The organism is bacterium, assembly GCA_035691305.1.
Lineage (GTDB): Bacteria > Sysuimicrobiota > Sysuimicrobiia > Sysuimicrobiales > Segetimicrobiaceae > DASSJF01.
Genome location: DASSJF010000069.1, coordinates 23,906 through 35,681 on the forward strand (window position 1 = coordinate 23,906; position 11,776 = coordinate 35,681).

The 11,776-nt window shown below is 69.8% G+C and carries 9 protein-coding genes and 1 tRNA gene; 4 read left to right on the forward strand and 6 right to left on the reverse strand.

Annotation, left to right across the window (positions count from 1 at the left end):
- Positions 1-5 precede the first annotated feature (5 nt).
- From VFL28_12565 to VFL28_12575, 3 genes are all read right to left on the reverse strand, one after another.
- Positions 6-3,173, reverse strand: a complete 3,168-nt coding sequence (locus tag VFL28_12565) for an efflux RND transporter permease subunit (GenBank protein HET7265496.1) — start codon at positions 3,171-3,173, stop codon at positions 6-8.
- A gap of 76 nt (positions 3,174-3,249) precedes the next feature.
- Complete coding sequence (locus VFL28_12570; protein HET7265497.1) at positions 3,250-4,587, reverse strand: efflux RND transporter periplasmic adaptor subunit; 1,338 nt, start codon at positions 4,585-4,587, stop codon at positions 3,250-3,252.
- Entirely contained in the window at positions 4,584-5,120 is a 537-nt protein-coding gene (locus VFL28_12575) for a MerR family transcriptional regulator (protein HET7265498.1), read from the reverse strand. The genes VFL28_12570 and VFL28_12575 overlap by 4 nt, the downstream gene beginning before the upstream one ends.
- Before the next feature lie 251 nt (positions 5,121-5,371).
- Here VFL28_12575 and VFL28_12580 point away from each other — a divergent pair, with 251 nt between their 5' ends.
- On the forward strand, positions 5,372-5,773 hold the full coding sequence (locus VFL28_12580) for a PPOX class F420-dependent oxidoreductase (protein ID HET7265499.1): 402 nt from the start codon (positions 5,372-5,374) through the stop codon (positions 5,771-5,773).
- A 1-nt stretch (position 5,774) separates the two neighbouring features.
- Here the strand turns inward: VFL28_12580 and VFL28_12585 are convergent, their stop codons facing one another.
- On the reverse strand, positions 5,775-6,983 hold the full coding sequence (locus VFL28_12585; GenBank protein HET7265500.1) for a CoA transferase: 1,209 nt from the start codon (positions 6,981-6,983) through the stop codon (positions 5,775-5,777).
- A gap of 493 nt (positions 6,984-7,476) precedes the next feature.
- Here VFL28_12585 and VFL28_12590 point away from each other — a divergent pair, with 493 nt between their 5' ends.
- Positions 7,477-7,812, forward strand: a complete 336-nt coding sequence (locus VFL28_12590) for a hypothetical protein (protein ID HET7265501.1) — start codon at positions 7,477-7,479, stop codon at positions 7,810-7,812.
- Between the two features lie 62 nt (positions 7,813-7,874).
- Here the strand turns inward: VFL28_12590 and VFL28_12595 are convergent.
- A tRNA-Sec gene (locus VFL28_12595) sits at positions 7,875-7,969 on the reverse strand.
- A 141-nt stretch (positions 7,970-8,110) separates the two neighbouring features.
- Here VFL28_12595 and VFL28_12600 point away from each other — a divergent pair.
- Positions 8,111-9,160: a DUF3048 domain-containing protein gene (locus tag VFL28_12600; GenBank protein HET7265502.1), complete on the forward strand. Its 1,050-nt coding sequence runs from the start codon at positions 8,111-8,113 to the stop codon at positions 9,158-9,160.
- Positions 9,161-9,574: 414 nt separating this feature from the next.
- Entirely contained in the window at positions 9,575-9,697 is a 123-nt protein-coding gene (locus VFL28_12605; GenBank protein HET7265503.1) for a hypothetical protein, read from the forward strand.
- Between the two features lie 96 nt (positions 9,698-9,793).
- On the opposite strand, the gene selB is transcribed toward VFL28_12605, so the two are convergent.
- Entirely contained in the window at positions 9,794-11,776 is a 1,983-nt protein-coding gene (selB, locus tag VFL28_12610; GenBank protein HET7265504.1) for a selenocysteine-specific translation elongation factor, read from the reverse strand.

Below are 11,776 nucleotides of genomic sequence, written 5' to 3' on the forward strand. Positions count from 1 at the left end.
CGGTGCTACGCTTCGGTGCGCCGGCGTCGCGGCAGCAGGCGCTCGAAGAACACGTACAGGACCGGGATCAGCAGCAACGTGAGCCCGGTGCTGACCGTCAGGCCGCCGATCACCGCGCGCGCGAGCGGCATGTTGGTCTCGCTGCCCTCGCCGAGGCCGGTGGCCATCGGAATCATGCCGAGGATCGTCGCGATGGCCGTCATCAGAATAGGACGCAGCCGGATGCGGCCCGCCTGCAGCACGGCCTCGTGGGCCGGCATCCCCTGCTCCTGCATCTTGTTGGCGTAGTCGACGAGCAGGATGCCGTTGCTTACGACGACGCCGATCATCGTGATGACGCCCATGAAGGAGATGATGGACAGTGTCGTATGCGTGAGCAAGAGCATCCAGATCACGCCGATGAACCCCAGCGGAACGGCGAACATGATGATGAACGGATCCACGAGCGACATGAACTGGCTCGCCATGATCATGTAGACGAGCATCAGCGCGAGCAGCAGCGCGAAGCCGAGGCTCGAGAAGGCGCCCTGCTGCTGCTCGGTCTGGCCCGCCATGTGGTAGGTAAAGCCTTCGGGGAACGAGGTGCGGTCGAGCGCGCGAATGACGTCCTGGGACACCGCGCCGAGCGGCCGGTTGATGACGTTGGCGGTCACGTCGATGACGCGCTGCTCGTTCTTCCGGCTGATCTGCAGCGGCTGGCTGCCGAGGGTGATCCGGGCGACGTCGCGCAGCAGGATCGGCACCATCGGCTGCGTCGTGCCCGCCGGCGTGGGCGCGCCCGCGGGGGGATCGGCGAGCACGTTGAGCGGGACGCCGCCGAGGTCCTCCGGATGCGACCGGTGGGCGTCCTGCAGCCGCACGACGATGTTGTACTCGTTGCCGGTGACCGGATCGATGAACTGGCTCGCCGTGGCGACGTTGCCGGCCATCGCGGTGTTGACGGCGCTGGCGATGTCCGCCGAGGAGAGCCCGAGCTGCGCGGCCTTCTCCTGGTCGATGTTGACGTTGAAGTTCGGGTACTGTCCGCGCGGCGTGATCTGGACGTCCGCGGTCCCCTCGATACCGGAGACCATCGCGGCCACCTGCTGCGCCAACTGCGCGCCGGCCTGCTGATTGTATCCGATGAGCTGGATGTCGATCGGCGCCCTCGCCCCCACGTTGACGATGCGGTGTTCGAGCCCGCCCACGTCGAGGAACATCAGCACGCCGGGGAACTTGCCGTTGAGCGCCGCGCGGACCGCGTTGGCCCACTCCGTCGAGGAGTGGCGCCGCCGCGTCGGCGGCACGAGCCGGATCTCGACGCTGCCGTAGTTCGGACCGGCGTTCGAACCGAACCCCCCGGGGTTGGCGCCGGTATTTGTGTAGATCGCCAGGACATCTTTCGCCGGCACCGTCCGGCGGACGACGTCGGCGATCTGCTCGACGATGTTGGACGCCGTCTGGACCGCGGTGCCCTGCGGCACCTGCGCGTCCACCGAGAACTGACTCTCGTCCGTATCGGGGAAGAATTCGCTGCCGATGCCCCGGGCCGCCACGAGGGAAACCAGGAAGACCAGCGCGATGCCGGCCACAACGGGACCGGCGTGGACCAGCGTCCACCTGAGCGCCCGCTGATACCGCTCGTCCAGGCCGTCCATGATCCCCTCGCTCCACCGCACGAAGCGCGCCGCGGCGCCCTGCCCCTGAGGACCGGCCGTGTTCGCGCGGAGGAACCTAATGCTGAGGATCGGGTCCATCGTCATCGAGACGACGTAGGAGGCGGACAGCGCAAACACGATCGTCAGCGCCATCGGCACGAACAGCCGCTGCGAGATGCCGCTCAAGAACACCACCGGGAAGAACACGGCGATCGTCGTCGCGGTGGACGCCAGCACGGGAAGGCCCACTTCCTGGGTGGCCGTCAGCACCGCCTGCAGCACCGGCGTCCCGGGTTTCGATAAATGCCGGGTGATGTTCTCCCGAACGACGATGGCGTCGTCGACCAACCGGCCCATCGCGAGGGTGAGGCCGCCGAGCGTGAAGATATTGAGCCCCTGCCCCGTGAAGTACAACAGCAGCAGCGCCGTCGCGACCGACAGCGGAATGCCGACGCCGATGATCACGAGACTCCAGAGGCTGCGCAGGAAGACCAGCACCACGAGGAAGGTCAGGAAGGCGCCGATGAGGGCCTCGCGCTCCAGCGTTGCGATCGCCGCCCGGATGTACTGCGACTGATCGAAGCCGACCTGCAGCGTCACCCCCCGCGGGATGCCCGACAGATGCGGCAGCGCCTTCCGCAGCTCGTCGACCACCTGGATCGTGTTGGCGTCCGGTTCGCGCAGCACGAACATGGTGACGCCGGGCTTGCCGTTGATCCGCACGATCTGCGCCTGGTCCGCCGCCGCGTCCTGCACCTGCGCGACGTCTCCGACGTGGATCGGAACGCCGTTGCGTGTCGCGAGGACGACGTTCCGGATCGCCGGCACGCTCTGCACCAGGCTGGGAACGTTGAGCTGATAGTCGATGCGGTTATTCCGGAGGTCGCCGGACGGAATGAGGGCGTTGTACTTCGAGATCCCGGTGATGACATTCTGCAGCGTCATCCCGGTCGCGACCAGCCGGGTGGGGTCCACGTTGACGTTGAGCTGGCGGACGAGCCCGCCGTTCACAAACGCCTGCGACACGCCGGGGAGGCGCTCCAGTTGCGGCTCGATCGTGTTGTAGCCAAGGTCGTACAGCTGGCGCGCGTCGAGGCCGCCGCCGCCGACCACGACCTGCGCGACCGGGATGTTGGAGATGTCGAATTTCACGACGAACGGCTGGGTGACGCCCGGCGGCAGGGTGCGCATCACGCGCTGAACGTTCTGAATGACCTCGACTTCGGCGTTGTTGAGATCCGTGCCCCAGTCAAACCACACCTGGATGTTGGTCGTGCCCGTCCGCGTCGTCGAAAGCATCTGCTGGACGCCGGCGACGCGCGTCATGGCCTGTTCGAGCGGATACGTGACGGTCCGCTCCATCGTCTCCGGGCTCGCCCCGCTGTACTGGGCGGAGACGGAGATAACGGGAACGGTGATCTTCGGGAACAGGTCGCGCGGGAGGCGCTGCAGGGCGATGGTGCTCAGCACCACGACCGCGATGCAGACCATGAAGATCGCGATCGGATTCTTGGTGGCCGCGCGGGTTAGAAACATCGCGCTCCCTTCTCCTCGGCCACCGCCGTCGATATCATGGCAGCCGGCGAGGCGGCCGTAAGGCGGTCCGCCGGCATCAGGGCGCCCCCGCGGACGGCGCGGCGGTGCGCACCGGCTGGTTCTGCCGGACGAGATCGGCGCCGCGGACGATCAGCGTGTCCGTCGTCTCCAAACCGCCGATGATCTCGATGACTTCTCCGGTCGCTTGTCCCACGTTGACGTACTGCTGCACGGACTTGCCGCTCTCGACGAGCCAGACCCAGTGCTGGGAACCGGAGGACTGCACCGCCGACAGCGGCACGACGAGTGCCGGCCGCGAGCCGGCCGACAGCTGCGCCGTCGCGTACATCCCCGGGCGCAGCAGGTGCTGCGGGTTATCGATGTCGACCTCGACCTGCACCGTTCGGGTCACCGGATCGACGCCGCCGGCGATCCGGCTGATCGCGCCCGGAAAGACCCGGCCCGGATAGGCGTCGATCAGGATGTTCACCGCGTCGCCCTTGCGAATCATCGGAAGGTCCGGCGATCCGACGTTTACCACGACGTCGAGATGGTCGAGGTCCGCGATGGTGAGAATGGACGTCGACGTGCCGGGGGTCACGTAGGAGCCGGGATCGAGCTGCCGGCTGACGACCACGCCGGAGAACGGCGCCGTGATCGTGGCGTACTGCAGCTGCACGCGCGCGTTCTCGAGCGCCGCGGCGGCGTTGTTCGCGAGCGCCTGCTGCGTCTTGACCTGCGACGCCGCGGCGGCCTCTTGCTGGCGCGCCGCGTCGACCTGCGCCCGAGCCTGTCCCACCTGCGCCCGCGAGGCGTCGAGCGTCGCCTGGGCCGTCACCACCTGCGCCTTGGCGTCGTCGAGGTTCTGCTGGGCGATCGCGCCCTGTTTGGCCAGCGCGTCGGTGCGGTTGTAGGTCGCCTGCATGTTCGCGAGCGACGCCTCCGCCTTGACCACCGCCGCGTTCGCGCTCGCGACGCCGGCCTCGGCGTTGACCCGCTGCGCCCGCGCCGCCGCCAGCTGCGCCTGCGACGTCTGTACCGCGGTTTCGGCGGCGGTCAGCGAGGCCTGGGCCTGTGCGACCTGGGCGTCGAGCTGCGCGTGGTCGATCAACGCCAGCACCTGGCCCTGCCTTACCGGGTCGCCGGGCCGCACCGTCACGGCCAGTAGATACCCGGACGTTTTCGGGAAAATCACCGACTGCGTAAGGGACGTGATGCTCGCCGTCAGCTGCAGCGTCCGCGCGAGGGACCGGCGCTGTGCGTGACCGGTCACGACGAGCGGCGCCTGCCGCCGGCTTCCGCCGCTCTGTGCGGCCGGGGGGGTTGGCTTGAGTGTCGCCCCGCGGCTGACCACGAGGCCGGCCGCGAGCACGATCGCCGCGACGACCACCCAGATCCAGACCGTTCGCTTCACCGCTCGCCTCCCGCCCTGTTCACCGCGGAGCGTCCCCCTTCGGGGACCAGCCCGCGGTATGCGCGGGCGTCGCCGGCCGCGGACGCGGCCTTCAGCCTGACCGCGGTTCCGCTCCCGTTCTTGAGGAGGCGCCGCAGATCACGCACGTGCCGGCCCAACTTTCGTCCGAACTCGGTCAGCTGGTCGATCTTTTCCTGAACGGAGCAGGCCTGCGCCTCAGCCACCGAGAGCGCCTGTTCGAGCGCGGCGCGCCGGGCCGGCTCGTCGGGTGCCCGACTCGCCGCGGCGAGGTGACGCTTGCGCGCGTCATCGGCGTCCAACAGCCTTTTGATCTCGCTCAGCGAAAGACCGAGCAGCCGCTTGAGTTCTTTGATCTCCTCGATGCGCTCGAGATCGCCCGCGGTGTATAGCCGCTGCCCGCCCGCCAGCCGTTCGCTGGGGACGAGCAGGCCGATCTCGTCGTAATAGTGGAGGGTCCGAGGAGTCAAACCGGTGACATGACAGACTTCCCCGATTTGATAGAAGTTTCCCATGCTGCGCCATTGTAGGGAGGCCCTGACGTTCGTGTCAATACCCTGCCGTGTGCGTTAGGTCGCGGTCAACTTCGGGCGGCCGCGGGATGAGCGCGGAAGGTGCGACTACGATAAAAACTACACGCCACTCGTCACAAAGTCATGAACTGCGTGGCGCGTTCGGAGCCGAGGGTTCCGCGGCGCCCGCATTAAAGACACTCGAAGGAACCCCCGCGGGTGACCCGTCTTGACGCGACGAGAGGTGATGTCAGGTGGCAGCGCCGATTTCCGAACCCGTTCGCAAGTTTCTCGAGAAGCCGAACTTCGCCGTGCTCGCCACGCGCGGAATCGGCGACCTCCAGGCCACGCCGATGTGGTTCCTGTACGAAGGCGGACAGGTCATCCTCAACTCGTCCCAAGGACGCGTCAAGTTGCGCAACATGCACAAACACCCGGAAGTCGCGCTCGCGATCGTCGACCGGGAAAATCCCTATCAGTACGTGCAGATCAAGGGCGTGGTCACGGCGTTCGACGAAAAGAGCGGCGCGCGGGACATCGACCGTCTCTCGCAACGCTACGTCGGCAGCCCGTACGCCTATCCGGACGGTGACGCGCCGGAGAAGCGCGTGACGATCCGGATCACGCCGTCGAAGGTCACGACGATGGGGTTCTAAACTAGACCGCGCCCGCGGTACGAAGCCGCGCGATCTCCTCCGCGCCGTACCCGAGCTCAGCCAGCACTTCGTCCGTGTGCTGGCCGAGCAGCGGCGGCGCAAGGCGCAGCGCCGCCGGCGTCTCCGAGAACCGGAACGCTGTGCCCACCGTGCGCAGCACCCCGTACGCCGGGTGCTGGAGCGCCGCGTCGAGGTCCAGTGCCTGGACCTGGGGGTCCTCGAAAACCTCCGCGAGGCCGCGCACCGGACCCGCGGGCACGCCGGCGGGCTCAAGACGCTCGATCCACGACGCCGCCGGCCCCGCCCCAAACCGGCGCGCGAGATCCGCGACGAGCTCGCCGCGGTGTTCCACGCGGCCGGCGTTCGTCGCGAGCCGCGCGTCGGCGCCGTGCGGGAGTCCCAGCGCGCGGCAGAATCGCCGCCACTGCTCGTCCGTTCCGACGGCGACGAGAAACCAGCGTCCGTCGGATCCCCGAAACGCCTGGTACGGCACCAGGTTGGGGTGCCCCGACCCCGACGGCTGCGGCTGCCGGCCGGTCGCAAAGTAGCTCTGCGCCGCGTACGTCATCCAGGCGACGCCCGTGCCGAGCAGCGAGCAGTCGATCCGCTGCCCCAGCCCCGTCCGCTCGCGCGCATAGAGGGCCGCGAGAATCGCGCCCAGCGCCGAGGAGCCGGTCGCGAGGTCGATCACCGCGACGCCGACGCGCACCGGGGCGCCTCCGGCCTCGCCGGTCGTGGACATCAGCCCGGTCGCGCCTTGCATCAGCAGGTCGTAGCCGAGTTTATTCGCGTCCGGCCCGACCGGCCCGAATCCCGAGATCGAACAGTAGATCAGACGCGGATTGACCCGCGACAGCGTCTCCCAGTCGGCGCCGAGCGCGGCCTGGGTGCCCGGCCGGAAGTTTTCCAAGAAGACATCGGCGCCGCGCACGAGCCGCTCGAGGACCGCGCGGCCGGCCTCGGCGCTCAGATTCAAGGTCAGGCTGCGCTTGTTGCGGTTGATGGACAGGTAATACGTCGCATCGCGGCCCGTGCCGGCGGGCTGTTCGAGGAACGGCGGGCCCCACGCGCGCGTCTCATCGCCGCCGCCGGGGCGCTCCACCTTGACGACATCCGCGCCGAGGTCCCCGAGCAGCATGCCACAAAATGGTCCGGCAAGGATGCGCGATGCGTCGACGACGCGCAGACCGGTGAGCGGAGCGGCGGTCATACGGATTCCTTTGGTCCGCGAGACGCCACTCCCTCTGAGAACGCCGCCGGCGGCGGTTGCGTATACACTGGTAAGGCCACCATGAACCGCATCGAGCGTCTCGGGCCTCCCGTCCGCGCGGCGATGGCAGGTATCATTGCCGTGGCCCTCGTATGCGCGGTGCTCCTGGCCGCGGCGTCCAGCGCGAGAGCCTCCGGCCCGCACGCGCCGTCGCGCGCGAGGACGTTGGACTGGCTCACGTGGGTACCCGACGATTTCCCCGGCCCCGACTTCCCCGCGGCGGACGCGGCCGCCCTCGCCGCCGAATCGCCGTCGGGCACACCGCCGTGGCGGCGGCCCCAGGACGGCCCCGCCGGCGCGCCCTGTGAGCGCCCCACTCCGTCTCACATTACGCGGATCTCACTCCCGCCACCCGAGGACCCGATCCGGCCCTAACGCTCAACCGCACCGGCTCGACGGGCGAATGAACGCCCGCGGCCTCGGGAGGAACACCATGGGATGGTTTGACAGACTGCGCGTAGGCGCGGGCCGCCGGCCCGTGCAGGTCGTCGCGCGCATCGCCGACGACCCGAAGATCACAGCGGAAAACGGCTCGACGTTTATGGTCTTTCATCTCGAGGAGGTTCCCGGCAAAGAATTTCGTCTGCGCATGCTCCCCACGACACCCAAGCGGCGTCAAGGCGACCGCGTGGACGTGACGTACACGGAAGTCGACGCCGGGATTGCGCGCGTCGAAGGGTTGACGGCGGCGCCCGACGCTCAGGCGGTCCGGCGCCGAAACCAAGAATATCTGGCCAGTATCGAAGCGACCCGAGACGGTCAGAGGTAGGCGGTCGCGCCTTAGAGGGGTCCGGAGATTTCGGACCCCTCTATATCACACGCCACGTTACTTGGCGGAGGGGTGTGGGAATCGAACCCACCGCGAACCCGAAGGGCCCGCCGCTGATTTTGAAGACCAGGAGACCCACCAGGATCCATGCCCCTCCACGATCGGTAACGCTTCGATCCGGCGTCTTGTACCCCCCTCTCCTCCGTGCTATTCTCGGGCGGCGGCTATGGCGGCGCAGGCCCCGTACGGGCAAGAAACCGGCCGCGCATTCGGGAAACAACGAAGTGTGAGTCATCACGTGACCCCCCCCTCGGCGAAAGCGCGTCCGCGATTCACGTCGATTCTCGCAGCGCTGACACTCGCGGCCGTCCTCGGCCTCAGCGCCTGCGCGGTGCGCCCAACGTCCCGAGCGCCTCACCCGTACCCCACCGTGATCCCCACAGTTGTCGACAGCCCGCTCGACGGACGGCCCGTGCCGCGGGGGGCGGCGCCGCAACGGCCTCTCGCGATCATCGTCGAGAACCATCCGGAGGCCCGGCCGCAGTGGGGCCTGTCGCGCGCGGCGCGCGTCTACGAATCCCTGACGGAAGGCCCCATCACCCGGTACCTCGCGCTGTTCGGCCCGCAGGACGTCGACCGAGTGGGTCCGGTCCGGTCGATCCGCACGCAGTTTCTCAACTATGTCATGGAGACCGGCGCGGCGCTCGCGCACGTCGGCGGGAACGAGGACGCCCTCGATCTGATCCCGGAACTGCACGTGACCAACCTCGACGAGTTCCGCTTCCCGGGGGCGTACCGGCGCATTCCGCGCCCCGGCATCGCGTACGAGCACACGATGTTCACCTCGACCGCGGCGCTTCGCGACGTGGCGGACGAGCACGGCTGGGGCGAATGGGCCGCGGTTGCACATCCGGCCTGGAAGGACGACGCGCCCCTGTCTCAGCGCCCGGCCGCGCAGGCCGTCACGATCAACTTCTCGGATCCGCTCTACCGCGTGCGCTGGCTCTACCGCCGGGACACCAACGACTACGTGCGCGAGCTGGCGGGCAGGCCCGACGTCGACGCCGGCACCGGCACGGTGCTGCGCGCCGCCACGGTCTCGATCATGGTCGTCCCGCGCGTCGAGGGACGGACGCATATCCACGAAGACACGTGGACCTACGACGACGTCGGCTCCGGCCCGGCCTGGGTGGTCGAAGACGGCGTGGTCACGCCCGCGACCTGGCACAAGCCCTCCCGCGGCGCGCGGCTCTTCTTCACCGACCGCGGCGGCGCGGAGATCGCGATGGACCGCGGCCCGCAGTGGATCGAGATCGTTCCGCCTACGGTGACGCCGGTTTTCGAGTAGCCCCGCCGCCGGAGCGCCCGTTCGGAGAGCGGCGCCGTGGTTACGGCGCCGCTCCCTTGAGGAACAATTTACTGACCGGTCTCCGGGCGGAGCAGGTTTCCAAAGGAGGCTATCCTCACTATGGCTCACGGGATTTTCGCGTCCCCACGCACCGCCGGCAGGATTCTGCTGACGGCAATCGTTCTGTTGACCTTCGCGAGCACGGCGGCGATGGCACAGACCGCGCCGCCGCCCGCCCCGCCGTCTTATCCGTCGCAACCGGCACAGCCCGCGCAACCGTCTTATCCGTCGCAACCGGCGCAGCCCGCGCAACCGTCCTATCCGTCGCAACCGGCGCAGCCCGCGCCGCCGTCACAGCCCGCCCAACCGGCGCAGCCGTCGCAACCGCCGGCCCCGAGCGGATCCGTCCTCGGCATGAGCACGACGGCGGCGGTGATCGTGGGACTGATCATCGTGCTGATCATCATCGTGGCGATCGTCGCGATTTCCCGCAGCAGTGCCGGCAGCAGCACGACGGTCACTCGGGACCGTCTGTAGGCGAGAGAAGACAGGCTGGCGAAAAGCGCGCCGCGCGGCCGCACCCCGGCCGCGCGGCGCGTATCGGGTAGAGAGCCCTCGCTCCCTACCCTCTCTTTACGCCGGGCTCGCGTCCGACGCCGGCGCCGTCCGAATCAGCACGCGCTTGTCGCCGACCCGGCGCGTCACACGCCGTGCGTCGAAGTACTCCAACAGCGCCAAGGTGAACTTCCGGCTGCTTCCGAGGAGGTCGCGAAGCGACGCGACGGTGATCTCTCCCTCCCGTTCGAGATGCGCCCGAACGCGCGCCTCCACGTCGGCGAGAACGTCGCGGTGGAACACCACCCCGCCGCCGGCGTCGATGAGGACGGCCTCATCCAGCAGCGCGGCGAACATCCGCTCCGCGGCGCCGCGATCCGCGGCGCGGGCCAGCACGTCCGCGCGGTCCGGCGGGGCATAGCGCCCGTCGCGGTACGCCCGCTCGATCTCACGCGCGGCGGCCCCGTCCGCGGCGCCGCGCTGGGGGACGAACCCGCGCGCCCGCACGTACCCCCCGGCGAGTTCCACGTCACCCGCCGCGGCCAGCGCGTCGAAAACGTGCCCGTACAGGCGGTCGTCCCCGCCGGCAAACGCCCGTGCTTTGAGCTCGTCCCGCGGCAGCCCGATACGCCACGGCGCCTCCGCGTGGCCCGCGGCCAGCGCCCGGAGCACCGCCTCCCGCACACCGGCGGCTACGGACGCGGCGAACAGCCGCCCTCGAACGGCGATGATCTGTCCGGCGGCGGCGACCGCCTCGGCCTCGACGGCGACGCGGTCGCGGGTCTCGCCGAGCAGCGGCGCAAGCGAGTCCACGGACGTCCCGGCCGTCCCGGCCGCGCGGATCGCGCCCGTCAGCCGCACGTCGAGCCCGGAGGTTTCGAGCGCCGCGATCTCCGCGGCGGCGGCGGGCCCGCGGCGGCGCAGCGGCGCGGGCGCGGCGATCACTTCCCCGCCGCCGATCGTCGTCATCGGCGAGTAGCGGCGCAAGACGAACGGATCGCCCCGCAGCGCGACGGCCGGCCGCTCCAAGAGGATCTGCGCGGCCGCCGACTCGCCGGGTTCGAGTTGGTCTCGGTCCGCGAGCCGCACCCGCCCGATGACCTCGTCCGCGGCAATGTACACCCGCACGCGTCCGCGGTCCCGGAGGGGCGGCGCGCCGCGGAGCAGCCGGATGCGCGCGTCGAGCACGCGCGCCGGCGCGATCGTGCCCGGGGATGCGAGCACGTCGCCCCGCCGCACGTCGTCCTTGCCGACGCCGGCGAGGTTCAGCGCGACCCGCTGGCCCGCGGCGGCCTCGCCGACCACGGCGCCGTGGCTCTGCAGCCCGCGCACGCGGACCTCCCGCCGGCCCGGCAACAGTTCCAGCAGATCGCCGGCGTCGATGCGCCCGCTCCACAGCGTGCCGGTGACCACGGTGCCGAAGCCTTCCATCGTGAAGCTGCGGTCGACGGGCAGGCGGGCCGGGGCGGCGAGGTCGCGGGCCGGCGCCTCTCCGAGCGCGCGGCCGATCGCGGCGACGAGATCCGCCAGGCCGGCGCCCGTGCGCGCGGAGACCCGGAGGACCGGCGCGCCCTCGAGAAACGTCCCGGCGACCAGCGCACGCAGGTCGTCCTCGACGAGCGCGAGCCACTCCGGATCCGGCGCGAGGTCCATCTTGTTCAGCACGACGATGCCGCGCCTGACGTGCAGGAAGCGCAGGATGTCGAGGTGCTCCCGCGTCTGGGGCATCACGCCCTCGTCGGCGGCGACGACGAGCAGGACGAGGTCGAGCCCGGCCGCGCCGGCGAGCATGTTCTTCACGAGACGCTCGTGTCCCGGGACGTCCACGACGCCGACGCGGCGGCCGCCCGGGAGGTCGAGATGGGCGAAGCCGAGGTCGATCGTCATGCCGCGGCGCCTCTCTTCTTCCAGACGGTCGGGGTCGATGCCGGTGAGCGCGCGGACGAGGGCGCTCTTGCCGTGATCGATGTGCCCCGCGGTACCGATGACCCCGGCTCGGGGAGCGCCCCGCGGCGGTGTGATTTCATGATGGCCGGCCGCCTGCCGGCCGGCGCGGCTCAT

What these genes read in the sequence shown, in the direction of transcription:
- selB (HET7265504.1), bottom strand. Translation starts at nt 11,776, where the DNA reads ATGAGCCGCGCCGGCCGGCAGGCGGCCGGCCATCATGAAATCACACCG.
- VFL28_12565 (HET7265496.1), bottom strand. Translation starts at nt 3,173, where the DNA reads ATGTTTCTAACCCGCGCGGCCACCAAGAATCCGATCGCGATCTTCATG.
- VFL28_12605 (HET7265503.1), top strand. Translation starts at nt 9,575, where the DNA reads ATGAGCACGACGGCGGCGGTGATCGTGGGACTGATCATCGTGCTGATC.
- VFL28_12585 (HET7265500.1), bottom strand. Translation starts at nt 6,983, where the DNA reads ATGACCGCCGCTCCGCTCACCGGTCTGCGCGTCGTCGACGCATCGCGC.
- VFL28_12590 (HET7265501.1), top strand. Translation starts at nt 7,477, where the DNA reads ATGGGATGGTTTGACAGACTGCGCGTAGGCGCGGGCCGCCGGCCCGTG.
- VFL28_12575 (HET7265498.1), bottom strand. Translation starts at nt 5,120, where the DNA reads ATGGGAAACTTCTATCAAATCGGGGAAGTCTGTCATGTCACCGGTTTG.